Below are 25733 nucleotides of genomic sequence, written 5' to 3' on the forward strand. Positions count from 1 at the left end.
GTAGAGAAGCAGGGCAACCACGGGGGGATTGCCCCTACCCCAAAATTCAAAGATTTCCGTAGGGGCTGTGCCCCCGTGCCAGCCCCCAACCTATGCTATTGCAGGAATTCCTTCCATGTAACGTCAGTGATTAATTAAGTAGAGAGAGAAAAAGATGCAAACTTTAATTAGAAAGCCGATCGCTAATCCTAGAATTCGGCACTATCCTGAACTGTCTATAGCAGAGTTGAGCAAATTACCATCTTTGCAGTCAGTAGTTTCACATGTAGCGGCAGTCTATGACTTTAATTACCATCCCTATATCCTTTGGATGGAAGATCCTCTGACCGATCGCGAGGCTTTTCGGCAAAGTCAAGTTCCCTTTCGATTTGCGGTGGAGTCATTCTCTCAGCCATTGGCGGCGGTATTAGCTAGGACAGCAACCCTAGAATCTCGCTTGCCTCTGCTTGCAAATATTACTGAAGAACATGGTCATGGCGATCGTTGGCGATCGCATAAATATACGTTTCAGCAGTATCTTCGCGCCTTGGGCGCAACCGATCGCGAACTAGAGGCTCCCTGCACAATGCCAGTATTAGCCTTTAACCAATCGATTTTGACCTATTGCTTGATGCAGTCGGGTGAATCAGGCGCGGCGATGCTTGGCATGATCGAGTATCTCTATGTCGGGATTAGCACAGCGATCGCTAGGACTTTGCAGCAACGTGGTTGGACGGCTGTTGGCAGTCAGTCCCACTATGCAGTGCATGAGAAACTAGATACCGAACATGCCAGAGACTTGCTGCACTTAGCAGAAATGGGTTGGATTAATCCCTGTTCTCGTGAGCAAGTTGTCCAAGGATTAGCACTGGGTGCTCACTATTTTTGGAGTTTGTATCGTGATTTGTAACTTGAAGGCTAGCCCCGTCTCAGAAATTGCATTCTCACAAGTACGCGAAGATCCTTGCATTGAGTTACGGGTAGTCCAAGAACTAGCCAAGCATCAGCGACCACTGAGAATTCTTTTAGTGGCTTCAGGTGGTTGTACTGCCCTCAGTTTATTGACTAGCCCTGCGATCGCCAAAATCGAAGCCATAGATCTCAATCCCGCCCAACTGCATCTTGTGGAATTGCGCCGACAAGCCCTATTGCATCTGTCTATAGCTGAACAATTACGATTGATTGGCGCAGATCAAGTTGCTAGCGATCGAGATCGCCTTAGCATCTATGCCAACTTACGCACCTATTTACCGCAACCCACCCAAGCATTTTGGGATGCTAGACAGGAGCAAATCGCCTTTGGGGTCAATCGAGTCGGACGATTTGAGCAGCTATTTCGCGAACTTGCTGCAAAATTTGCTCAGCTTGGGATTGCTCCTTTAAAAGAACCCTTAACTGTGATTCAGCATCCGCAATGGCGCAATCTGTTTGAGCAGGTATTTGAACGTGAGAGGCTTGTCCAAACTTTTGGGGAAGCGGCGGTTAACTATTCAATGGATCGCAGTTTTGGCGAACATTTTGCCGATGTATTTGCCCAAGCATTACAGCGCTTTCATCCCAATGAGAATTATTTTTTGACCCAAGTCTGGGGCGATCGCTACACCGATGATCTTGGAGGCGAAGGATTGCCTCTCTATCTCCAAGACTCTGCTCAGAAGGATATTCGTGCTTTAGGTGTAGAGAGATTGCAATTACATCAGGGTGCTTTTGTCGATCGCCTTCAGCAACTTGCCGAAGTGGAAAAATTCGATTTGATTCAGTTTTCTAATATTTCCGACTGGATGCCTTTGAGCGATCTCCATCAAATGCTGACGGATGCGATCGCTTGCTTGAAATCAGGAGGAGCAATCATTGGGCGGCGACTCAATGGTGATCATCATTTAGCCGCAATTATGGCGAAACATATAGCTGTTGATCACCATCTTAGTCAGGAATTATTAGCAAGCGATCGCTCATTTTTCTATCGTGAAGTCGTGGTAGGTTTTCGGTCATGAAATTTCATCGGATTGAATTTGCCGAGCGTTCTATATTTCAAGTCGGCATTGAGGCGATTGAACAGACTGCGTTTTATCCATTAGGAAATGATTCTTTTCAAATTGATCATGGTGATAACTACTTTGCCTTCTTTGATCGCCTTGGCGATGTCAGTTATTTTGTTGCCTTAGATGGTGAGAGGGTTGCCGCAGTTGGCGCAGGTATCCTTCGAGAAGTGCCTGATTGTCAAGGAGAACCATTGCGTTTAGCTTGGTATTTATGCGATTTAAAAGTACATCCAGACTATCAAAGACAACATCTTTCGATGAGGCTCCTGCATTATGCTTTACAGTCCTGTGTGAGTAAATGCGATCGCGGCTATACGATTTCGATGAACGCCAGCGATGGCAAGCCCAATCGGTTGGTGCGTATTTATGAGAAGTTTAACCTTTTGCGATTCCGATGCTCATCAATATTAGGAATCTACAGCGTAGATGCGGAAGTAATGCGATCGCTGGAACCGATACTCATGAAATATCGTGGCAAGATTTCCTATTTATCTCTACAAGGAATTAAGGACTTAAAACTCCAAAGTAATGGGAAAATGCTGCCATTGCTGCATGTGCAGTGGGGCGAAAACATGCCCATAGGGATTGAAACTCCACTAGCTGGATATAGTCATATGTTTTGTGTGCCTAATGGTGATGAATTAGCGATCGCGCTTCAGTCAAAAGGGATTTCCCCCAAGGCGACAGCTAGTTTGGTCAGTCATGGGATGGATCAAAGTGATTGGCGATTTATCTTAACTAGCGATATTTAACAGCACAAACATTAGCAATCTAAAGTATTTTCTAGTTCCCAAGGACTAATGCGAGTACTGAAATCATTCCATTCGCGTTGCTTTAACTTTATATAGGATTGCACAAACTCTGAGCCTAAAGACTCTGGCAAAATCGTATTTGCTTGCAAACATCGCAGCGCATCTAAAAGATTAGCTGGCAACTGCTTCACCGTGCCAAAGGGAAGCGGATCGGTGTAGGAATTATTGTCATAGCGTTGACCTGCTTCGCGTTGGTGTTTGATGCCATCGAGACCACTGGCGATGAGGGCAGCAGGGAGGAGATAGGGATTAGCGGCTCCATCGGCGAGACGGAACTCAAAGCGACCTGCTTCGGGAATGCGGATCATGTGGGTGCGATTGTTGCCTGTGTAGCTGATTGTGTTGGGTGACCATGTTGCGCCAGAGTTAGTGACGGGGGCATTAATCCGCTTGTAGGAATTGACGGTGGGATTGGTGAAGGCACAGACGGATTCGGCGGAATGCAATACGCCACCGATAAATTGATAGGCTAAGCTCGATAAACCGAGTTCTCCTTTTGCGTCGTCAAAGAGATTCGTATTTCCCTCTAAATCCCAAATGGAGAGATGGGTATGACAGCCGTTGCCCGTTAGATGTGGGAATGGTTTGGGCATGAAGGTGGCGCGGAAACCGTACTTTTCAGCGATCGCCTTAACCATATATTTAAAAAAGGCATGGCGATCGGCTGTGACCAAAGCATCGGCATAAGTCCAGTTCATCTCAAATTGACCATTCGCATCTTCATGATCGTTCTGATAGGCTCCCCAACCCATCTCTAACATGGCATCGCAGATTTCGGCAATGATATCGAAGCGGCGCATCAGGGCTTGTTGATCGTAACAGGGCTTGCTAGCGCGATCGCTTAAATCAGAAATATCCGTACCATCAGCAGAGAGTAGGAAATATTCGCATTCCACACCAGTTTTGACGCGATAACCGAGGGCTTCGGCTTGACTGAGGGCTTGCTTGAGAACATAACGCGGGGCTTGTTTGACAGGTTCGCCATTCATGTAGAGATCGGCGGGCATCCAGCCAATTTCGGGTTGCCAAGGTAAGGGGAAAAGACTATGGCGATCGGGAATAGCGAAGATATCGGGATCGGCGGGTGTCATGTCAAGCCATGTGGCAAATCCTGCAAATCCTGCGCCATTGGCTTCCATCGAGTCGATCGCTGCGGTTGGCACTAATTTAGCGCGTTGCACGCCAAAGAGGTCAGTGAAGGAAATGAGAAAGTAGCGAATCCCTTTTTCTTGAGCAATTTCCGATAGAGCCTTAGTCATAATCCCGTAATCACAATGTTTATCTCTCAGCAAACGGGATTATCGCTCAAATTAAAAAGCAGTCTAGTATCAATCTTGTCAATATTCACCAAGTCTTTGCTACAAAACTCTGATCGTTGACGATCGCCACCGTATCTCCTGAAGGTTTAATCAGAAATAGCCCTTCCTGTGTGGCATATTCATCAGCTCGCTCATCCACCTTAATGCCAGCGATCGCGCCGTAGAGTTTATAACTTTGATATTTAGGAAGAGCCTGTTTAAAACGATCTAAAGTGATTAAAAATCGCTTCACATCACGAACTTCTAAATGAGACTTTACCTCAATCGCCACCACTTCATTAGTATTTTCGGCTAGAACATCAATTTCAATAGAACCCTTTTCATCCTGAGCTTCTACTCGCAAGGCTGTAAAATGCACTTCAATCCCCTTCTCGCGAAACATCCGCACTGCCGCAGGTCTAACTAAGTTTTCAACAAACTCACCCCAACGACTCGTAATCCCACCGACTTGCTTATTGGTCTGCGCGACAATTTTTTTGAGTTCAGCCATTTCTTGCTCAGAGGTCTTTCTATATTCCTGCAAAGACTGCTCAAACTCTCGTTGTTGTTCTTTGCGTTGACGTTCACTTTCACGAAACAACTCGAAAATATCATCTATGGTTACAGGGCGTTGGGACATAGTTTTTTGGCGATCGCGTTAGATGTTAATAATGATTATAAACTCTTCCAAAACTCAAAAGATAAGTAGCGTAAACTGTAAATAGCGATCGCTGGATGAGTAAAGCTAGGAGATATGCAGATGACCACCCTATTACGAATCTCACAGATTGAAACCTTAGCAGGACAAAGCACAGTCCTCCATGATATCAACTGGCAACAATTTGAATCTATCCTCCAAGACCTTGGCGACAAGCGCAGATCGAGAATTGCTTATTTAAATGGTGTATTAGAAATTGCTTTGCCACTACCTGAAAGCGAAAGAATTAAAGTTTTGATTAGAGATTTTGTACAAGTCCTAATGGACAAAATGGGAATCGATTTTGAAGGGTTTGGCTCCACGACTTTCAAGCGCATCGACAAACTTGCAGGACTAGAACCCGATGACTGCTTCTATATTCAAAACAATGTCGCTATGCGTGGTATCCGCAAACTAGACATGACCATCGATCCTCCGCCTGATTTAGCGATCGAGGTGGATGTCACTTCCAAAACCAAGTTTAATGTTTACCGCATCCTTGGCGTACCTGAGCTCTGGCTATACGATCAGAGCTTGAAAATTTATATTTTGCGTGATGGCGAGTATGTCGAATCGGAATTAAGCCCTATTTTTGGAGCTATCCCAATCCGTGATGTCATAACGCAGTTTTTAGAGATGAGTCTTAGCGAAGGACGCAGTAAAGCGATGAAAGCTTTTCGGTTATGGATGCAAGAGAACTTATCATAACTAAATATCTATAAAACTATGCTTCATACGACAGGTGAGCTAGATCGATTGTTAGGGCTATTTCAAGCCATTTTCCAAGAATGTCAGCAAAATTTACTAAAATCTAAAAACAATTAAAAAACTAAGTTATGGCTGAATTTGAATCAAGAGCCTTTTTCTGCAAGATGTCTGATCTATAATGCTTTCAAAACCTCCTGCAATCTAACCCCATGTCTCAAGATCTGCTGACTCAGATTTATAACGCTTTTGACCCGTTTGAGCCATTGCCTGCGGGCGATCCTGCCTATGTGGATTGTGCAGAGGTGCGGGGCGATACGAATATTTTGGTGGACTTGGGGAATAAGTTGTTGCGATCGGATCGTATGGTCTGTCAGCTATATGCAGGACATCGCGGCGGCGGTAAGTCTACGGAGCTTTTGCGGTTAAAAGATCATCTGGAGAAAAAAGGCTCTGTGGTGGTTTACTTTGCGGCGGACGAGGATGATATCGATCCTGAGGATGCTCAATATACGGATATTTTGTTATCTTGTACGCGGCATTTGTTGGAAGAACTTAAAAATGCTGATCCTGCGCCAATTTTGGGGTGGTTGGGCGATCGCTGGCAGGATTTGAAAGATCTGGCGCTGACTGAGGTTAAGTTTGAAGATTTGAAGGTTGAAGCTCAAATTGCCCTATTTGCAAAACTAACGGCGAGTATTCGGGCGATTCCATCTGAACGTCAAAAGATTCGGGATAAGGTAAATCCGCATTCGATTACTTTGCTAACAGCACTGAATGAGTTTATTGATGATGCGAAGCGCAAACTTCCAAAAGGGAAAACGCATCTAGTGGCGATCGCAGATAATCTTGATCGTATTGTGCCAATCCCGCAGGAGCATGGGCGCACTAATCACGATGAGATTTTCTTGGATCGAGCGCAGCAGTTACAGGGTTTGAATTGTCACATCATTTATACAATTCCGATTTCGATGGTTTATTCGAGTCGGGCGGCGGATTTGCGCGATATTTATGGCGATCCGCAGGTGTTACCGATGATTATGGTGCAGACTCCTGATGGTAAGACGGATGCGGCGGGGTTTGCCAAAATCACGGAAATCATCAAGAAACGGATTGAACCTTTTGCACCTAATACGAATTTAGAGACGGAAATCTTTAGTAGTGGGGAAGGTTTGCTCAGGCTCTGTTTGATGAGTGGTGGTCATGTGCGGAATTTGATGTTGTTGGTGCGATCGGCGATCGATCATATCGATAGTTTGCCAATTACGGAAAAGGCGATTCAACGGGGAATTACTCAAGCGAGAGATACCTATCGCCGCACGGTGGAGCAGGATGAATGGGAGTTACTGGCGAAGGTGACGGAGTCGAAACAAATCGATAATGACGATCGCTATCGCAAGTTGTTGTTTAATCGTTGTGTGTTGCAATATGGCTATTTTGATGATGAGGGAGAACTTCAGCCTTGGTATGATGTGCATCCTCTGATTAAGCGTATTCAGCAGTTTAAGGATGCTGTTGCACAGTTAAAGAAGAATTCAATTATTGTTTCTTGAGAGTAGTGAACTATGGAATCAGAAGAGATCGACTGGGAACAGGATTTACCGTTAGATGCTGATGAGGCATATCAATCTTTGGTGCGATCACTTAGGCGTACTGATGGATTTTCGTTGCTGTTTGTGCGTTGTTCTCCTGTACAAGGCGATCGGATTATTAGTGATGTTCGGGCTGACTTACCTAGTAAAACAATTGAGGTATTGGAGTTAAAAGAATCGATTGATAATCTTTACGATCATGTAGCTGCTTTACCAAACCGCGTGCAGATTAATGTTCTCTTTATCAAGGGTATAGAGTATTCGATTTTTGCCTATGAAGATCGGGAAATGAATGATGTTAACCTTAGAAGTCAGAGTTCGGGGTATGGTGGTACATGGCAGGGAATACCAAGGGTTTTAGGTCATCTCAACCTTAGCCGAGAACGTTTTCGAGATAATTTTAAATTCTGTTTTGTCTACCTTTTACCAGAATTTGCTCTGCGTTATTTTATTCGTCGCGCTCCTGATTTTTTTGATTGGCGTTCTAATATTTATGAATTTCCAACAGATAAAGAAACTGTCAATCAAGAAGCATATCGCTTGGCTTATCTTGATTGTAGCTATCAAGAATACTGTGACCTAACACCTACTCAGCGTATTGCAAAGTTATCAGCAATTTTAAGCTACCTTGATGAAACCCCAGAGCCAAAAAATGAAGCAGCTTTATGGCTTGAAAAAGGATTGATACATAGAGTAAGTAGCGAATATGAAGAAGAGACTGTTGCCTATGAGAAAGCAGTAGAAATAAACACTGACAAACACAAAATATGGAATGATCGAGGAAATGCTCTATATAATCTAGGAAGATATGAAGAAACAATTGCATCCTATGATAAGGCAATAGAAATTAAACCTGACCATTACGAATCATGGAGTCATCGAGGTAAGGCTCTATTTCATTTAGAAAGATATGAAGAAGCAGTCACATCCTTTAACAAAGCTTTAGAACTCAATTCTAATAATGACGACGCACTATTATGGCACTTTAGAAGCAAAGCGCTATTTGATTTAGACATATATGAAGAAGAAGTTACATCCTATGAGAATGATTTGCAATTCAATTCTGGCAAACATATAGCATGGTACTTTCGAGGCAAAGCTCTATTTAGTTTAGGCCGATACGAAGAAGCTATAGTGTCTTTTAAAAAAGCAGTGATAATCAAGCCTGATTTTCACTTAGCTTGGAACAGCCAAGGCATTACAATGGTTGGTTTATCTAGATATAAAGAGGCAATAATATTTTTTGACAAGGCAGTGGAAATTAAACCTGACTTACAAATAGCATGGGATTTTCGAGGTAAGACTCTATTTAATTTAAGAAGATACGATGAGGCAACCATATCCTATGATAAAAATTCGCAATTAAATCCTAGGAATTATTACGCATGGTACTTTCGAGGCAATGCACTAAGATTTTTGAACAGATATGAAGAGGCGATTGAATCTTTTAACATGGCTGTGGAAATAAATTCTTGTAAATACGAAGCATGGTATAAGCGAGGTAGTGTGCAAAGAGATTTAGGTAGATACGAAGAAGCAATCATTTCCTACGATAGGGCTGTGGGAATCAAGTCTGACGATTACTATGCATGGATCAACCGAAGTAATGCGCTACTTAATTTAGGTAGATACGAAGAAGCAATCAACTCCTATGACCAAACCCTTGCCATCAAACCGAACAAAGACAAAGCATGGGTGAAACGTGGCATTGCACTAAATAATTTAGGTAGATACGAAGAAGCAATCATCTCATATGACAAAGCATCAGAAATCAAACCTGACTCTCCAATTCCTTATTACAACAAAGCCTGTGCTTATTCTCTACAAAATCAGATTGAACTTGCTTTAGAGAACCTTCAAAGAACAATTCAACTCGATCCTTATAAGTATCGCAAAATTGCAAAGACCGACTCAGATTTTGACAGTATCCGCCATGATCAACGCTTTCAAGCCTTGATACAATAGGAGAAAAACACCATGACTACCCTACTCGAACAAGCTTTTACCGCCGCCTCTGCACTACCACAGACAGAACAAGAAGAAATTGCCCAAGATATCTTCCGAAGACTTGAAGCCAGAAAAAAGTCTCGCCGATCCTTACTAAAAATGCCATTAGAACAACGCCGCCAAATCCTCTCTCAGCAAGCAGAAAAAATGGTAGAGCATTATCAACAAAATCCAGAATGGAAAGAACTAGGAGCAGGAGATATCCTTGAGTACCACCACAATGAAACCAAATAGAGGTGAAATCTGGTTGGTAAATCTTGAACCAACCGTCGGTGCAGAAATTCGCAAAACTAGACCAGTGGTTGTGATTAGCTCAGATGCGATCGGCAAATTACCCATAAAACTGATTGCTCCCATTACTGACTGGAAACCATATTTCGAGGAAAACATCTGGCATATCAAGATTGAGCCAGATAGCACGAATGGATTAAGTAAAGTCTCAGCAATTGATACGCTTCAACTAAGAGGTCTAGACACCACAAGGTTTATCCGACAACTAGGCAGGATTTCTGAAGAGATAATGATGGAAATTACGATGGCGATCGCCCTAGTAATCGAATACACGCCAGATTAACAAGCAAAGACCCGACTCAAATTTTGACAACATCCATCGTGATCCACGCTTTCAAGCCTTGATACAATGATTACAACTATGGAAAGCAAAGCATTACTTCAACGTATCAAAGAATTTGTATGTGCGATCGAGCCAACCGCACAAATATTTCTCTATGGCTCCTGCGCCCGTAATGACGCAAGACCAGACTCAGACTGGGATATCTTGATATTGGTTGACGGAGTCGTCAATCCACCCCAACGCGATCGCCTACGCCATCAAATTTATGAAATTGAATGAAAAACAGGAGAAGTTATTTGTTCAATCATCCGCAGTCTTCAAGAATGGAACACACCACGCTTTCAACACTTAGCTGTTTCTGCTTACCGACTTAGCAATTCCCCAACTGCTTGACGAATGAACTTCTCATCTTCAGGATTTTGATAGGGATTACCTGCACGATGTCCCCAGATCGAAGAAATGGGAATATATGAACTATGGGGAATTAGCGCCGCCTCGCGATCGCAATCTTCGGGGGTAAAATACAAATCTGTATTGCTGGGCATGACTAAGGTTTTCGCTTGAATCGATCGCATGGCAAGTTCATAATCTTTTTGATAAATGGGATTATCGCTGACATCACACCTGAGCCAAGTATCAAGCATCGCCATCAAATTTCGCGGATCGCGCTTGCGATAGCCAGCTTCCCAACCACGCAAGAGATAATCTTCGAGAGATTCGTAACCGAATTGATAATACAAACCTTCACGATAAAAGGCTTGGGATGATGCCCAACTAGCGTATATTCTGGCAAAGGTACGAAAACCGCGATCAGGAATACTATCAAAACTAGTTCCATTCCAAGTTGGATCGGCTGTGAGGGAACAGCGCAAGCTCTCTAGGAAAATACGGTTATGCTCTGTAGTTTTCGCCGTGCCACAAATTGCGGCTATACGTTCCACGCGATCGCCATACAATGCCCCCCAATGATAAGCCTGCTGAGCACCCATCGACCAGCCATAAACTAGGGCTAAGCGCTCAATCCCAAAGACTTCGCGTAGCAATTGCTCTTGAGCCGTGACGTTATCTAGATGCGTAAACCAGAAACCCTGCTCGGCTAAGCCACATTCCACACAATTGCTTGGCGAACTCGATAGCCCATTCCCAAACATATTGATGATGATCACGAACCATTTTGTCGGATCGAGAATACCATCAGGTCGCACCAACCATTCAATATCTGTGTGTTGCGCTCCGTAGGAGGTGGGATAGAGAATTACGTTCGAGCGATCGCGATTGAGTTCGCCATAGGTCTGATAAACCAGTTGAGCGTTGGGCAAAGTTGCCCCGCACTGAAGCTGAAAGTTTTTAATCGTAAAAGTATTCATGCTACTGAATTCTCAGTCTTCGCGTCAAAATTAGCGATGATTTGGCGATGGACGTTGAAATAGCCCTTTTCGACACATTCAAAATGGGAACTTAGTTTTGCATGGGCTGAACCTAATTGATGGAAGGGAATGGAAGCATAGAGATGATGTTCGGCATGGTAGGAGATATTCCAAATTAGGAATCGAAAGGGCGCGAAGGTGAGGGTGGTGCGGGTATTAGTGAGCATATTATCGGTATTGGGGCGATCAGTATGCTCGGCTAGGAGCAGAAATCTTAAAATCGGCTGACCGACTGCGAGAGGGAGCATCCAGTAGGTGATAAACCAAGGATGTTGGAAATATATAGAAATAGCGATCGCCACCGCATAAACCAATAGCTGTAAACGGTTAGAGCGAATTACTTCTGCGCGAGAGCCTTCAGGGATAAACGGACAATTTTCTAAGTTGCCGATCGCTGTAAGAAAATGTCTACGGAACTTGCCGATCCACCAAGTAATTCCGCTAATTTCGATAATATATTCCTTGAGATTGGTCGGTTTGCGATCGCTTAATTCAGGATCTTTATCCAAGATTTGGGTATAGCGATGATGCCACTTGTGATAGAGCCGATAGAAGGTACTGTTATAAAAAGAGAGAAGTCCTGCAAACCAACATAGGACATCATTGGCTTGATTATTCGTAAACACGGTGCGGTGGGAAGCCTCATGCAATGGCGCAAACATAATCGCAAAGCTAAATCCATAAAGCACTAGGGCTGGTATGGCAATAAACCAGCGATCGCTAAGGTTGCCCATATTTGCGCCCCAGAGATAGCCACTCCCAGCCATCACTGCTAAATGTCCTAATAGTTGCAAAGCTCCTTTTAAATTTGACTTGGCATTTAAAACGCTTAATTCCTGAGGAGAAAGAATTTGCGTAGGTTTAATATCGCTTGAAAACATGACTAAAAATTCACTATTTGCTGATGATTTGGTGCTTGGCTCTATATTAAGTAGGTCAGAAAAAGAACCCTGTAAATGCACAGATCCCCGACTTTTTCTAGGCAAGCAAAGACTATTTGCAAATTCACAAAAAAAGTCGGGGATCTTAATTTTTACTTTTAAAGTTGTCTTGTGCCTAGCTACTTATTAATAAGTATGTTGTCAAAGCGTTTCCGAATAAGTCAAAGTTAATACAAACCCGATCGCCTAAAATCTCTGTTAGCTTAAAGTAAGCCTTGCCCAGTTTTCTACCAGTTTTCCAAATAAATTTTATGCTCCTACATTTATCCACATGGCAAGAAGTTGAAGCCTACTTGCAGCGATCGCCAGCGGTGATTATTCCTATTGGCTCCACCGAGCAGCATGGTCCCACGGGATTAATTGGCACGGATTTTATTTGTGCCGAAGCAATCGCTCGTGCGGTGGGGGAAAATGCTGATGCTTTAGTGACTTCGACGCTGACTCTGGGCATGGCGGAGCATCACACAGGATTTGCAGGGACGATTAGCCTCAAGCCTTCCACGCTGACCTTAGTAATTCATGATGTGGTGCGATCGCTTGCTAAGCATGGATTTAAACGCTTCTTCTTCTTGAATGGGCATGGTGGCAATATCGCTGTTCTTAAAACCGCCTTTACCGAGATTTATAACGAACTGCCCGATGTGCGCTGTCGGCTCGGCAACTGGTGGGCAAGTGGTGAAATTTATAAACTCGTCAAAGAGCTTTATGGCAATCAGGAAGGCTATCACGCTACGCCTAGCGAAATTGCAGTGACGATGTATCTCTATCCCGATGCGATCAAAAAGGCGACCCTTAGTGATTCTGTCAATAAAGATAGCCGCATCTATAGCCCCGAAGAATTTCGCAAACGCTACCCCGATGGGCGCATGGGATCAAATCCTGCCCTCGCCACTGTGGAGCATGGGCAACAACTTTTTGAACTTTCCGTCAAGGAATTAGTCAGTCAGTACAACGATTTTATTGCTGAAATTTAAGGTTAAGCAAAATAGCCAGTCTTCGCTCTAAATCAACGATTTTGGCGCAAGATTAAGTCATTTGCAGCAAAGCACAAACTCAACAATCGTTGTATGCTGTCAGCTTAAACATCAAAAGTACTTGCATTTCTGCATCATGCTTGATCGCGCAACCATAACCGTAGCCATTTCTTTATGCCCTGAAGAGGCTGTTTGTTATTTAGCGAGGGTATACACGACCCTAGTTATTTTCAATCCGCCTGAATTTCTCAAAACTTCTATTGAAAGTAGAGTCTTGATTCATTCCCTTGGCTATCCTGATAATCCTGAATCGGCACATATCTGTCGGCAACTTATGGATGAGTTTGGTTTCGATACTGAGACTTTCCCTGCTTGTGCAATTCAAGGACTAGCGACGATCGCTTCGATATTTCCATGCGATCGCAATAACTTGGCAGTAGATTTTGAACTGGATCGCCATTTGGACATTGCACCCACGAGCCTCATTGATATTCAATCAAGGGTACAAGACCAAGGACAAGAAGCGTGGTTAGTACAGCTTAAGGACACTTACTTTTTGCAAGAACCGATTTATGATGTCTTACCACCAAGGGACATCGCTACAGGAGATGTTTGGCTGCCACAAAACACATCTCATGTAGAAGATTTTCAAAATGCGATCAGTCGAGATATTCTCCGCAGCAAGGTGTAACACAAAAAAGGCATCGCGAAGCGATGCCTTTTTTGCTTAGGGAATGACAAAAGATAGAACTTTGCTACTACCTTCTGTTCGTAGGAAATTGCTGGCAAAAATCAAACGTTTCTTCTCTGGTTTATCGGCTATAGCGCTCACCACGGGTGGATAGTAAATATGGCTATTCATCAAAGTAGGAGTTCGCCATACTAATTTGCCAGTTTTATCGTCAAAGGCGCTGACCCAGCTATTGTTATCAGCAGAACCATAGAAGCCCAAGGTCACATTTTTGATTTCCATATCTTCTATATAAACCCGACCATCTACCCAAGTTAAATGTTGAGGCTCCCTATCATATTCACGGGTCACTGTAAATCTACGTAAGAATCGCCCCGTTTCTTTGTCTAAAAATACAAAATTACCACTAGAGTTGCGTGTAGGTTCCCAGATCAAGATTTCGCGCTCATTTACGGCTTTGACTTTGCCAGTAATGACATACGACCATTTCTCTTTACCAGTTTTGAGGTCAATCGCGCGGATGCGTCCCGATGGCTGCGTCTTAGTATGTCCAAAGACCGAAGTATAGATCGTATCTCCAAAAACATTAGCTGACCATAAGCCATTAGGATTTTGTGGTGCTTCCCAAGTCCAGAGAACTTTACCAGAAGCGACATCCATCACCGTAAATTGTTCGATACGACCTGCGGTTGTGTCGTGAAAGGATGGTAACAATAGAATTCCATTCTGTACTAATGGGTTGATTGCCTGAATACCAATCAACCCATTAGTTTTAGGAAGCTGATATGACCAAATAGTTTTATCTTTATCAATACCAAATACTTTTGTTTGATAGCCTGCGAGACTGGAGCCACTCTCATCAATTGCTATAGAATCACCATATATAGCAATATCCTGATGTATGCCCATCAAGCGATCGCGGATACCGCCACGTATATCTTCTGCATATTTAAAAGATGCTTTAGGAGAACCAGTTGCAGGATCAAATCCCAAAACGCCATTGTCATGACTAGCATAGATAGTTCCATTCTCTAAAATTAACTGGCGGCTACCAAGAGTCTGATAAGGTGGTAATTTCTGCTGCCATTGCACTTTCCCTGACGCAGTATTAATCGCAAATAAAGTAGCCGAATAATCTCTTGGCTCTTCACTATACTTCGGGTTCTCAATTACAAATAAATGCTCGCCAGTCGTAATCAGTTGAGTACTTGCTTGCAAGTTAGCAGTCCATTCAGGCTGAATTATAACTTCAGGATTATTTGCGTAAGCTACGAAATGCAAGCCCAATAAAAGCAGCAAGGAAATTAGAAAGTATTTCCCAAAATTGATCAACTTTCGCGAATCTGGCAACTTAAATTTTGAGTTGATGACATGCATAATGGTTCTGCAATTTAATGAGGGGAACCGATTTTTGGTAGCGCGACTGCATTGCGCTATCAAAAATCTGATTCCTTATTTTACGGCTACGCCCTAATGGCGATCGCTATATTTTTCAAAGGCTTTAAATATTATAATTTATAGTTTATTTTTGCTTTAAATTCACAAACAACAGCAATTATTAAAGTTAAATCAAAATCAAATATGCGTATCACTGTTTTGGTAGATTTGATCTTGGGAAAGAAGTAATAATAAATACAATTTAATCAATTTTTATAAGGATCGGTTCAGAATTATGAGCAGTAAACCCAAACGAGTTGTTGTGATTGGAGTTGCAGGAGACTCTGGCTGTGGCAAATCCACATTTTTACGCAGATTAACTGATCTGTTTGGCGAAGAATTTATGACCGTGATTTGTCTAGATGACTATCACAGCCTAGATCGCAAGCAACGGAAAGAAACGGGAATTACTGCACTTGATCCGCGTGCGAATAATTTTGACTTGATGTATGAGCAAGTCAAAGCCCTCAAGGAAGGTAAATCGATCATGAAACCGATTTACAATCACGAGACAGGCTTGCTCGATCCTCCTGAATTAGTTGAGCCTAATAAAGTGATTGTGATTGAAGGCTTGCATCCAATTTATGACGAGCGTGTGCGGAGTCTCCTTGACTTCAGTATTTACCTCGATCTCAGTGATGAAGTCAAAATTGCTTGGAAGATTCAACGAGATATGGCGGAGCGTGGTCATACCCTTGCGGATGTCATGCAGGCGATCGAATCCCGTAGACCCGACTTTGAAGCGTATATTGATCCTCAAAAAGCTCATGCTGATGTGGTTATCCAAATCTTACCTACGAATCTGATTGCCAATGATACAGAGCGGAAAGTATTGCGGGTGCGCTTAGTTCAACGCAGTGGTGTTGAGGGAATTGAGCCAGCTTACTTATTTGATGAAGGTTCAACAATTTCTTGGATTCCCTGCGGTACAAAGCTAACTTGCTCTTATCCCGGAATCAAGCTATTTTCGGGTCCCGATAGCTGGCTTGGTCAACCCGCAAGCGTCTTGGAGATTGATGGACAATTCGATCGCCTTGAAGAGATGGTTTATATCGAAAATCATCTCAGTTGCATCAATACCAAGTTCTACGGTGAATTAACCCAGTTGCTGCTCAAGCATCCTGATTATCCAGGGTCTAACAATGGCACTGGGCTATTGCAAATTATCGTTGGACTGAAGATGCGGGCAACCTTTGAGCGCCTCATCAAAGAATCAGAACAACTGGTCGCAGCCTAGATTATAAATTACCAAACCCATTAAGGTTAAGCCCCTGTGGGGCGCAACCTTAATGGGTTTTAAAAACACGTGAGTTCGATATAGCCATTTGCGGCGTGCTTTGCACGCCGCAAATGGCGAAAAATGGTAAGAATCGCTTAGCGATTCTTACCATTTTTCGCTTTTGTCGAACTGACGTTAAAAACACAAAATGGCTACGCCATTTTGTGTTTTGGTATTGAAGGATTATCAAGGGAATTAGCACCGCTAATTCCCTTGATTTTTGGTTGCCAAAGGACTGCTAAACCAATAGCCTTGATCATCGTGATGTTCAAACAGTAAGAGGCGGCGGCACAAATTGAGCAATTCGGGCGTAAGCAGGTGATAGCCAATCAAATATTTCTGCAAAGCTTGCCGATCGCCATCATTCATCGTTGATAGCCGCGTGGTGCGATCGCTTTCTAATACGTGGTTGAGCGTCTCAAGCTGGATGGGCGGATCTTGTAATTGTAAGCAACCTTTTAGTAATGATAGTAAATAGGGGAGATGACCTTGACTCACCAGACATAACCGATCCAAAGTATCTAGACAATCAAATTTCTCAATAATTTTCTCCAGTCTTATTTCAGGGGCTATATTAGGAAGCATTCTTGCTAAAACAATTTGTCGTAGTAGATTGAGAGTTTCATGATTAATCACACCATGGCGATCGCATAGCTGCAAACTTGGCAACACAACTGCGAAATTCCCCTTCAAAAATTGTTGAAATTTTTGCTGAAACTGCTCATCAGGACAGACGATCGCGAGCAATGGCAAACAGTAGATTGTGTGACATTGAAATTGACGCAAATATTTACCACCTTTGCCCAAAATGATCTCTACCTGATCTGTTGATAGCCGATCAAGGTTATCTACCAACAACACTAACCCTTTTTTTCCAGTTTGTTTAAGCTGATCAATGGCGACTCCCGTTACTTCTTCGATCGCCACGATTAGCAAATTGGGAAGACGTGTTTCCAAATGATGGTGTAACTGGCGGCGGTTCTGCTCACTATCTTGCAACGCTTCCAAAATTTTTTGTAAGCGTTGCACATGGGAAGAGCCTACCGATGGAGTCATTTTCATCCATTTTTCGATTTCAGCGATCGCATTGGGTAAATAAGCTAGGGATAATGAATCTCCTTTGTTTTCTATTTGTTGCAAAATCAGCATCAGCATCACTAGCCAAAGCTCCGTTAAGCCAACATCAGTAATTTGGAGATATTGGTCAGCCATACAATAAATTACGGTAAAGCCTTGCTGCTCAAGCTCAAATTTTAAACGTAGCAGTTCCGTTGATTTACCACTGCCTAAATTTCCTGAGAATAATTGATAGGTTGGTTTATTAGGAGATAAAGCGATCGCTCTTCGCATTCGCTTCACCACATCCTCTCCCCTTGCCGATGCTAAATCTATATAGTAATGAGATTCTTTTTGGATACAGATATTAAAGCTAGGATTGCAAGCATGGAGAGATTCAAGATTTGACATAACGCAGAAATAATTGGGTGAATCACAATGGGCTTAAGCCTCTTATTTATTTAACTGGTGTTACGTGGAAGCTTACAAGACCCTCACCCCTAGCCCCTCTCCCAAAAGGGGAGAGGGGAACAAGAAATTATTCTTACTCCCCCTCTCCCTTAATGGGAGAGGGGGCTGGGGGGTGAGGGCTATATTCGTTCTATGTAACATCAGTTATTTAAGTAAAGTGTTTAGCTATACTAACCACTTTACTTAAATAAATATTCAATCGCACAAACTCGGCACATCTGCCAACGAGATATTTCACCAGTTAAAGCGGGGCGATCGCATCTTGGACATTGGGGCATTTGATTTGTTCTTAACTTCATTACATTTTGCCAACGCTGAAAGGCTTCACTGGCTGTTTCAGGTGCTTTAGGAGTCTCTAATTTGATTTTAAGATTTGGCTTGAGTTGAGGATGTGATGACTCTTTAGCGATCGCTGGTGGTAAATAACTAGGATGATCTTCGGTGACCACTTTGCGCTCTTTTAAGGTTTGCTGTTGGGTCGCCCATTTTGCAGTTGAGAAATGAATGTCAGCGATCGCTAAATTACCAGAACCAGCAAATAGAGCATTTATTTTCGCCAAAATCCGTACTCTTTCAAAGGTCAGAGCCTGTGACCAAACCGAACTAGACACAGCCACTTGTAACGCTTTTTGATATACGCCAATTGGGCAAGTTTGTTTAGCTACCGACTCACCGACAATATCAGCCCATTTTTCGACAATCAGCAAATACTGACAGCGTTGCTGCCAGCTAGTACGCGCCTGAATGTCGTGCAAAATATTTGGTAACCCTGTCAAGGACATGCTCGTAAACCAAACAGAACTTTGCTTAAGATTAGCATTTTTATAAATTAACGTCAGTTCGACGAAAGCGAAAAATGTTAAGAATTGCTTAGCGATTCTTAACATTTTTCGCCATTTGCGGCGTGCTTTGCACGCCGCAAATGGCTATATCGAACTCACGTTAAAAGAGGATGAGGTTAATTACTGACGCACTATGCGACCCTCAGTTGTTATCTGCAAAGGGGAACTAGCAGTAATATATTCAGCGATCGCATCCGATAGCAGATAACCAGTTTCCAATAGATTTTTGCCTTCAGCAAAAACGCGATAACCATCACCACCAGAGGCAAGGAAGTTATTTGTTGCGACTCGATAAACATCTTCGGAATTTAACAATTGGAACTTACCTGAAGCATCTTTTACTTCTACTTTCGTAACTCGCTTGCCTGCGGGTAGTTTGCTATCCCAGACAAAGCGAATTCCTGCCACTTGCGGAAATCGTCCTTCCCCTTGCTCCGCCATACTTACCCCACTCTCTAAGGCTTCTATTAACTGCTTGCCAGTCAACTCCACCCGCGTAATTGTATTACCGAACGGAAGGGCTTCTAACACATTCCCCATCGTGATATCACCTAAAGGAAATCCATTGCGAATACCACCCGCATTAACGATCGCTACTTGAACTTGATCCACCTTTGTCTTTGCCAAGATTGCATCGACAATCAAGTTGCCTAGAGGCGTTTCGCTATTGCGTAGTTTGACGCGATCGCCATCTAGCGCAACCAAAGATTTACCAATAACTTTTTGGCGCAATGCTTCAATTGGTGCAGCGTAGGCTTTGAGCTTATCCATAAATTCTGAATTGGGTTTGATACTCGCATCAATCGCATGGGGTTTACCTGCCCAAGCAATCAACTTACCTGCGCGATCGAAACTTACGGATAAATCCCCCAAATATTTTCCCCATTCCCAATCAGTTACTACTAGCACAGGTGCTTTTGTGCCATTCTTCTCAACCAATGGATAGGGATGATTAGCATTGGGAATATTGCCGACAGATGTATGACTATGACCACCGATGATGATATCAATGTCAGGGACTTTTCGCGCTAATGTGACATCATTCTCAAAGCCGATGTGGGTTAGCGCCACAATTTTATTAATTCCCTGTTTTTTAAGAGATGACACTGAAGCTTTTGCTGCGGCGATCGGGTCAGTAAACTTCACACCTTCACCAACGCTAGCTAAAATTGCGGTGTCGGGAGTCGTCAAACCAAACAGTCCAACCTTTTCGCCTTGCATATTCAGCACATGCCAAGGACGAACTTTGCCATAGAGTGGAGATTCGGGCGCGATGTCGATATTTGCGGAAATGATGGGAAATTTGGCTTTAGCGATGAAGTCGGCGAGTACCTGCTGTCCGCGATCAAACTCATGATTACCAATTGTACTAGCATCGTAGTTAAGGGCGTTATAAAAATCCAGATCCGCCTGACCTAGATATTGATTGAAATAGAGAGTCCCTTGAAAAATATCGCCTGCATCCAATAACAATAAAGGTTCTTGATTAGCCTTGTTCTCTGCACGAATTTGATCAATGAGCGTCCGACGACGGGCAATTCCACCCAATAGGCGATCACCATATTTTGCAGGTTCCAAATGGGCATGATGATCGTTGGTATGCAAAATCCTGAGGGAGAAGCGACTTTCCTGTGCAACGACATTTAACAGTGTAGGAGAAACAACAATTAGAAAGGTAATCGCAAAAGCTACGAATATCTGCAAAGATCGCCAAATTTGAGGTTTCAGTTTTAAGTAATTGGCGATCGCTTTAAAACTATTCTTCGCTTTCACAGGCATCACCCTCAAGTTCAAAGATTTTTCTATGACAGTTTAACGCTTGTTTTGAGCGATCGCTTAAAATTTAACCCGCCGATAAACTTCTTGCATTGGCAGTTCTAAGTTTAAGCTCTGTAAATGAATAGTCTGCTCTATGCGATCGCATATTTGTAATTGCCAGCGATCGTTATTATTTTGGCGATCAATTTGGTGATATTGCTCTACATAGGGTTCTGACTGGCTGACGAGCAAATATTCACTGAAGCTAGGAATGGAGCGATATTTTCTAAACTTGTCGCCGCGATCGTAGCCTTCGGTTGAGGGAGATAGAACTTCCACAATCAATAAAGGATTTAGAATTTCATCAGTGCGCTCTTTATTAAATTCGGGTTCGCCATTAATAATCATCAGATCGGTGTAAGTACCGCACTTATACTCAGGAATCCATACTCGCAAATCGCTATTGTATAAACGAAAATCTGTATCTCTAAGCAAAAAGCCTAGGCAAATCAACAGATTGCTAGCGATCTCGCTATGAGTAGCCGTTCCTCCAGACATGGTAATAATTTCTCCGTTGCAATATTCATAACGTTCTTCAGATGTTTCGGCGATCGCCCGATATTCTTCTAGGGTCATGCGAACTTTGGATTCTGAAGCTTCAGATTCTGGAGATATATTTTTTGCGATCGGTTTAGCTTGAGCGATGACCATGATCGTACCTCTGAAAATAGCGTAACGTTAAGAGCGAATTATAGCGCAGGGAAAATTTATGAATTTTCCCTGCGGAAAGAACCTCTGTGCAAAGCACAGAGGTTCTTTCTATTTGAACTTATCGAGAATGCGGCGCATGGCTTCATTCACGTTGTCGCGACTGTTGAAAGCCGAAATACGGAAGTAACCTTCGCCTGCTGCACCAAAACCAGAACCGGGGGTTCCCACGACATTACAGGTTTGCAAGAGCTTATCGAAGAAATCCCAACTGGTTAGCCCTGCGGGAGTCTTCACCCATACATAGGGAGCATTCTCGCCACCATAAACCGCTAAACCTGCTTCCGTTAGTTTCTCGCGGATAATCTTGGCATTTTCCATATAGAAGTCAATCAAGGCTCTAGTTTGAGCTTTCCCTTCTTCAGAATAAACTGCCTCAGCCCCCCGTTGAACGATGAAGGAAACACCATTAAACTTAGTGGATTGACGACGATTCCAGAGCTTCCATAGTTCTACGCTAGAACCATCCTTCGCCTTGCCAATCAAGTTCTTAGGAACTACGGTTAAGGCGCAACGAGTACCTGTAAATCCTGCATTCTTGGAAAAAGAACGGAACTCGATCGCACATTCCTTAGCGCCTTCAATTTCATAGATGGAGTGGGGAAGACTCGGATCGGTGATAAATGCTTCGTAGGCAGCATCAAAGAAGATGATCGAACCATTGGCGCGAGCATAATCTACCCATGCTTGTAGATGTTCCTTAGTCGCCGTTGCACCTGTAGGATTATTTGGGAAGCAGAGATAAATCAGATCGACTTTTTGGGTGGGAATTTCGGCGGTGAAATTATTTTCGGCAGTTACAGGTAAATAAACTAAGCCTTCGTATTCGCCTTTCTCATTGATGTCGCCCGTGTGTCCTGCCATGACGTTGGTATCCACATACACAGGATAAACGGGATCGGTAACCGCAATGATATTGTCATTGCCAAAAATATCGAGAATATTTCCGCAGTCGCACTTAGAGCCATCGGAAATAAAAATCTCAGAAGCGTCAATATCACAGCCTCTAGCTTGGAAATCATTCGCGGCAATCTTTTCCCGCAACCATGCATAGCCTTGCTCAGGGCCATAGCCCTTAAATGAACTGCGATCGCCCATATCTTCGACAGCTTTGATCATGGCATCACGACAGGCTTGGGGCAAGGGTTCGGTGACATCGCCAATGCCGAGGCGAATCACTTTTGCTTCAGGGTTTGCCTCGATAAAGGCATTTACCCGTCTGGCGATTTCGGGAAACAGGTAGCCAGCCTTAAGTTTGAGATAGTTGTCGTTAACGGTAGCCATGATGGATGAGTTAATCTTTTTTGATTTTTGTATAGCTTTATATTATGCCTTTATGCAAGTTGCTAATGAGAATTGCTGGAGCAAGATTGTCAGTCAGCACCAAGGCTACAAGTCCTGATATGATCGTCAGGCAGAATCACTATTAAGTAGCTAGGCATAATTAAAACCTAAAACTAGAAGCTGTCCCGCCCGCGTAGCGGGCGGGACAGCTTTCTAGGTCTTAACTACTTAATAGGCTAACGAAATTCTAGCGAACATCCCTAGCGAATATCAGCGAATACTTCCAGCAATATGCGTCTATCTCAAATGCTCTGGGTCACTCTGCGCGAAGATCCCGCCGAAGCAGAACTCACAAGTCACAAATTGTTATTGCGTGCAGGCTATATCAGGCGCGTGGGTTCAGGCTTGTATGTGTACTTGCCGCTTATGTGGCGCGTTTTACAAAAGATCTCGGCGATCGTCCGCGAAGAGATGAACGACACAGGGGCGCAAGAATGCCTATTAACGCAGTTACAACCTGCGGAACTATGGCAGGAGTCAGGACGCTGGGATACCTACACCAAAGCCGAAGGGATCATGTTTGCCCTCACCGATCGCGCCAATCGTGAAGTTGGGCTGGGTCCCACCCATGAAGAAATTATTACGGCGATCGCTAGGGATACGATTCGTTCCTATCGCCAATTGCCACAGCATTTATATCAAATCCAAACCAAGTTCCGCGATGAGATTCGTCCTCGCTTTGGCTTGATGCGTGGTCGTGAGTTCATCATGAAAGATGGTTATTCCTTCCATGAAAATGAAGAGAGCCTCAAAGAAACCTACTACGAAATGGATCGCGCCTATCGGAAGATGTTCGATCGCTGCGGTTTAAAATTCCGTGCTGTCGAAGCTGACTCAGGGGCGATCGGTGGTTCAGGCTCGCAGGAATTTATGGTACTAGCGGAAGCTGGTGAAGATGATATTCTCTTTACCGAAGATAGTAGCTACGCCGCCAATGTCGAGAAGGCGGTATCTTTACCACCTGATGCTATGCCTTCGCATTTTGACAAGTTTGAGAAAGTGCATACTCCCAAAAAGGGAACCATTGAGACTGTGTGCAAGTTGCTGAAATGCGATCCCACCCAAGTTGTCAAACAGGTTCTCTATCAAGTCGTTTATGACAACGGCACAATGGTTTTAGTGCTAGTCAGCATTCGCGGCGATCGCGATGTTAATGAAGTGAAGTTGCAAAATGAACTAACGAAACTAGCAAGTAACTACAGCGGGAAAGCAGTTATCAAACTTCAAGTTGCCGATCCTGAATCTCAGCAAAAATGGGCGCATTCTCAACTTCCCGTGGGATTTATCTCACCCAGTTTGGATGATTCCTATATTGATAAAAGTTCCCCAGTTTCCTCAAAGTTTCTCCGCTTAGCCGATCGCACCGTAGCAGATTTAAAAAACTTTGTCACGGGTGCAGATGAAGCTGATTATCACGTTGTTGGCGCAAATTGGGGTAAAGATTTCCCATTGCCGACGGTGGTAAATCTTGATAAAGCCAAGGCAGGCGATCGCGCAGTTCACGATCCTTCGCAAATCTTGCAAACCGCCAGAGGCATCGAAGTTGGGCATATTTTCCAATTGGGAACCAAATATTCGCAAGCGATGAAGGCGACCTTCACTAATGAGCAAGGCGAAGAACTGCCCCTAGTCATGGGTTGCTATGGTTTAGGAGTCTCGCGCCTCGCCCAAGCCGCCGTTGAGCAGTCCTACGACAAAGATGGCATCATCTGGAACAAGGCGATCGCTCCTTACCATGCGATCGTCACCGTGCCGAATGTGGGCGATGCGAAGCAAATGGATGTGGGCGAGAGGCTCTACACGGCTCTTGATGCCGCAGGTGTGGAAGTATTACTAGACGATCGCGATGAACGGGCTGGGGTGAAGTTCAAGGATGCCGATCTCGTTGGTATTCCCTATCGGGTGGTTACGGGTAAGGCGATCGCTGATGGCAAAGTCGAAATCGTCAATCGGGCGACAAAGGTAGCGACATTGGTAGACATCGAATCAGTAGTTGAATACTTACAAAATGAACTCCAGTAAAAGAAAGCGGTGCAATGCGCCGCTTTTTTGTTTTTTGACCAACCTTTGATTGTTATACCAAAACCGAAAGAAACAGTAGCGGCGCTTCGCGCCGCTACTCTTCTTTGGGGTTTTGATTTTTGTCCGAGCTATCTCTTACATTGCTATATATCTGTGATCGCACCATCAGTCCCTTGTAGGGCAGTTCCACCAGAGTGAAGCTGAATGTCTTGATTTAAGGTGACGGAATCAAACATTTGAAACTTACTCATGGTTTTGCCTCCTGCTACGTTGTGGTACTGCTGTTACAAATCTAGCAATGTTTTCGCCTTTCAGCACAATCCAAGCGGTGAGAATTTCCCTTGATTGCTCACGGTGATCGGTTAACGAAACAATTGCTGTATACCTAAAACTGCCAATTTTCAGGATTAGTCAAAACGTACTCGCGCAGACGATGTAGTTCTTGATCATTTCTAATAATTCTTTCATGATAGTTTCGTTGCCAGATAGACACACCCAAATTTTGATTAATTTTATTGATTTTGCGGGCAGAAATGGATTTGAAATTTTGAATGATTGTTGCTAATGAATAGAGTGTTTCAGCCTGTTCTAAAATGACAATAATTCCATGCAGATGATCGGGCATGAGGATAAATTGATCAAGTTCCACGTTAGGGAAATGCTGCGGAATTTTTTGCCAAATCGCAGAGATAATCTGACCTGTGACATTTAGCTGCATTTCCCCATTATTCACTTCTCCAAATAGATGTTGTCTTTGAAAGGTACAAATAGTTACAAAATAAGCTCCTGATTGAGAATAGTCATAGCCCTGTAAACGAATAGAGCGTCGATGATGGATTTCAGGGTTGTAAGCCATAAAACATGAAATTTATAAACGTATAAATAAAAAATGTAGATACTGTCTTGAGTACCAAAAAGTCAAGAGGGAATTTGGACAAAATTTGGGTCGAAAGAACGCTGAGACTTGAGAACACCAAAGACCTGTCGCAATAGCTTGTGCATGACCGCACCAATGAC

24 protein-coding genes are annotated in these 25733 nt (G+C 43.4%); 13 read left to right on the forward strand and 11 right to left on the reverse strand.

The annotated features are described in order from the left end of the window. Positions 1–154: 154 nt before the first annotated feature. From VB775_RS02840 to VB775_RS02850, 3 genes are read left to right on the forward strand one after another with little or no spacing between them, the layout of a single operon-like run. The gene (locus VB775_RS02840; RefSeq protein WP_281007015.1) at positions 155–889 is read left to right on the forward strand and encodes an iron-containing redox enzyme family protein; all 735 of its coding nucleotides are present in this window, start codon (positions 155–157) and stop codon (positions 887–889) included. Then, entirely contained in the window at positions 879–1973 is a 1095-nt protein-coding gene (locus VB775_RS02845) for a DUF3419 family protein (protein WP_281007016.1), read from the forward strand. Before VB775_RS02840 ends, VB775_RS02845 begins: the two co-directional genes overlap by 11 nt. Continuing rightward, entirely contained in the window at positions 1970–2773 is an 804-nt protein-coding gene (locus VB775_RS02850) for a GNAT family N-acetyltransferase (RefSeq protein WP_281007017.1), read from the forward strand. The genes VB775_RS02845 and VB775_RS02850 overlap by 4 nt, the downstream gene beginning before the upstream one ends. An 11-nt stretch (positions 2774–2784) precedes the next feature. Here VB775_RS02850 and glnT read toward each other — a convergent pair whose 3' ends face one another. Both glnT and VB775_RS02860 read right to left on the reverse strand, forming a co-directional pair. Then, positions 2785–4092 (reverse strand): type III glutamate--ammonia ligase, encoded by a 1308-nt coding sequence (gene glnT, locus VB775_RS02855; RefSeq protein ID WP_281007018.1) that lies wholly within the window; start codon positions 4090–4092, stop codon positions 2785–2787. 85 nt (positions 4093–4177) lie between these two features. Then, positions 4178–4771, reverse strand: coding sequence for a DUF3782 domain-containing protein (locus VB775_RS02860; protein ID WP_103669371.1), 594 nt, complete (start codon positions 4769–4771; stop codon positions 4178–4180). A 120-nt stretch (positions 4772–4891) separates the two neighbouring features. Between VB775_RS02860 and VB775_RS02865 the strand changes: the two genes are divergently transcribed. The 6 genes from VB775_RS02865 (at position 4892) to VB775_RS02890 (ending at position 9985) form a co-directional block, all read left to right on the forward strand. Next, on the forward strand, positions 4892–5536 hold the full coding sequence (locus tag VB775_RS02865; protein ID WP_281007019.1) for a Uma2 family endonuclease: 645 nt from the start codon (positions 4892–4894) through the stop codon (positions 5534–5536). A 209-nt stretch (positions 5537–5745) separates the two neighbouring features. Further along, positions 5746–7086 carry an ATP-binding protein gene (locus VB775_RS02870; protein ID WP_281007020.1) on the forward strand — a complete coding sequence of 447 codons (1341 nt, stop codon included), beginning with the start codon at positions 5746–5748 and terminating at the stop codon, positions 7084–7086. Between the two features lie 12 nt (positions 7087–7098). Beyond that, the gene (locus tag VB775_RS02875) at positions 7099–9090 is read left to right on the forward strand and encodes a tetratricopeptide repeat protein (protein ID WP_281007021.1); all 1992 of its coding nucleotides are present in this window, start codon (positions 7099–7101) and stop codon (positions 9088–9090) included. A 12-nt stretch (positions 9091–9102) separates the two neighbouring features. Beyond that, the gene (locus VB775_RS02880; RefSeq protein ID WP_281007022.1) at positions 9103–9366 is read left to right on the forward strand and encodes a hypothetical protein; all 264 of its coding nucleotides are present in this window, start codon (positions 9103–9105) and stop codon (positions 9364–9366) included. Beyond that, positions 9353–9706, forward strand: a complete 354-nt coding sequence (locus tag VB775_RS02885; RefSeq protein WP_281007023.1) for a type II toxin-antitoxin system PemK/MazF family toxin — start codon at positions 9353–9355, stop codon at positions 9704–9706. Before VB775_RS02880 ends, VB775_RS02885 begins: the two co-directional genes overlap by 14 nt. Before the next feature lie 78 nt (positions 9707–9784). Then, the gene (locus tag VB775_RS02890) at positions 9785–9985 is read left to right on the forward strand and encodes a nucleotidyltransferase domain-containing protein (RefSeq protein ID WP_323216630.1); all 201 of its coding nucleotides are present in this window, start codon (positions 9785–9787) and stop codon (positions 9983–9985) included. 83 nt (positions 9986–10068) lie between these two features. Here VB775_RS02890 and VB775_RS02895 read toward each other — a convergent pair whose 3' ends face one another. Then, positions 10069–11073, reverse strand: coding sequence for an alpha/beta fold hydrolase (locus VB775_RS02895; RefSeq protein WP_281007025.1), 1005 nt, complete (start codon positions 11071–11073; stop codon positions 10069–10071). Then, a complete protein-coding gene (locus VB775_RS02900) occupies positions 11070–12014 on the reverse strand; it encodes a fatty acid desaturase family protein (protein WP_281007026.1) in 945 nt (314 codons plus the stop codon). The genes VB775_RS02895 and VB775_RS02900 overlap by 4 nt, the downstream gene beginning before the upstream one ends. Before the next feature lie 311 nt (positions 12015–12325). On the opposite strand from VB775_RS02900, the gene VB775_RS02905 reads away from it, so the two are divergent. Together VB775_RS02905 and VB775_RS02910 are read left to right on the forward strand one after the other, a co-directional pair. After that, positions 12326–13048: a creatininase family protein gene (locus tag VB775_RS02905; protein WP_281007027.1), complete on the forward strand. Its 723-nt coding sequence runs from the start codon at positions 12326–12328 to the stop codon at positions 13046–13048. A 136-nt stretch (positions 13049–13184) separates the two neighbouring features. Continuing rightward, positions 13185–13739, forward strand: a complete 555-nt coding sequence (locus VB775_RS02910) for a hypothetical protein (protein WP_281007028.1) — start codon at positions 13185–13187, stop codon at positions 13737–13739. A gap of 36 nt (positions 13740–13775) precedes the next feature. On the opposite strand, the gene VB775_RS02915 is transcribed toward VB775_RS02910, so the two are convergent. Further along, the gene (locus VB775_RS02915) at positions 13776–15116 is read right to left on the reverse strand and encodes a PQQ-binding-like beta-propeller repeat protein (RefSeq protein ID WP_281007029.1); all 1341 of its coding nucleotides are present in this window, start codon (positions 15114–15116) and stop codon (positions 13776–13778) included. 295 nt (positions 15117–15411) lie between these two features. Here VB775_RS02915 and VB775_RS02920 point away from each other — a divergent pair, with 295 nt between their 5' ends. After that, entirely contained in the window at positions 15412–16413 is a 1002-nt protein-coding gene (locus tag VB775_RS02920) for a phosphoribulokinase (protein ID WP_281007030.1), read from the forward strand. Positions 16414–16659: 246 nt separating this feature from the next. Here the strand turns inward: VB775_RS02920 and VB775_RS02925 are convergent, their stop codons facing one another. The 5 genes from VB775_RS02925 to VB775_RS02945 all read right to left on the reverse strand — a co-directional run bounded on the left by VB775_RS02925 (position 16660) and on the right by VB775_RS02945 (position 22634). Then, positions 16660–17922, reverse strand: a complete 1263-nt coding sequence (locus tag VB775_RS02925; RefSeq protein ID WP_281007031.1) for an AAA family ATPase — start codon at positions 17920–17922, stop codon at positions 16660–16662. A gap of 239 nt (positions 17923–18161) precedes the next feature. Continuing rightward, positions 18162–18764, reverse strand: a complete 603-nt coding sequence (locus VB775_RS02930; RefSeq protein ID WP_323216631.1) for a DUF721 domain-containing protein — start codon at positions 18762–18764, stop codon at positions 18162–18164. Positions 18765–18944: 180 nt separating this feature from the next. After that, a complete protein-coding gene (locus VB775_RS02935) occupies positions 18945–20597 on the reverse strand; it encodes a bifunctional metallophosphatase/5'-nucleotidase (RefSeq protein WP_281007033.1) in 1653 nt (550 codons plus the stop codon). Positions 20598–20660: 63 nt separating this feature from the next. Further along, the gene (locus tag VB775_RS02940; RefSeq protein ID WP_281007034.1) at positions 20661–21293 is read right to left on the reverse strand and encodes a Uma2 family endonuclease; all 633 of its coding nucleotides are present in this window, start codon (positions 21291–21293) and stop codon (positions 20661–20663) included. Between the two features lie 108 nt (positions 21294–21401). Then, a complete protein-coding gene (locus VB775_RS02945; RefSeq protein ID WP_281007035.1) occupies positions 21402–22634 on the reverse strand; it encodes an LL-diaminopimelate aminotransferase in 1233 nt (410 codons plus the stop codon). Between the two features lie 291 nt (positions 22635–22925). Here VB775_RS02945 and VB775_RS02950 point away from each other — a divergent pair, with 291 nt between their 5' ends. Next, complete coding sequence (locus VB775_RS02950) at positions 22926–24716, forward strand: proline--tRNA ligase (RefSeq protein ID WP_281007036.1); 1791 nt, start codon at positions 22926–22928, stop codon at positions 24714–24716. A 385-nt stretch (positions 24717–25101) separates the two neighbouring features. On the opposite strand, the gene VB775_RS02955 is transcribed toward VB775_RS02950, so the two are convergent. Continuing rightward, positions 25102–25572, reverse strand: a complete 471-nt coding sequence (locus VB775_RS02955) for a transposase (RefSeq protein WP_281007037.1) — start codon at positions 25570–25572, stop codon at positions 25102–25104. Positions 25573–25733: the final 161 nt, after the last annotated feature.

Source organism: Pseudanabaena sp. CCNP1317 (assembly GCF_034931345.1).
GTDB lineage: Bacteria > Cyanobacteriota > Cyanobacteriia > Pseudanabaenales > Pseudanabaenaceae > Pseudanabaena > Pseudanabaena galeata.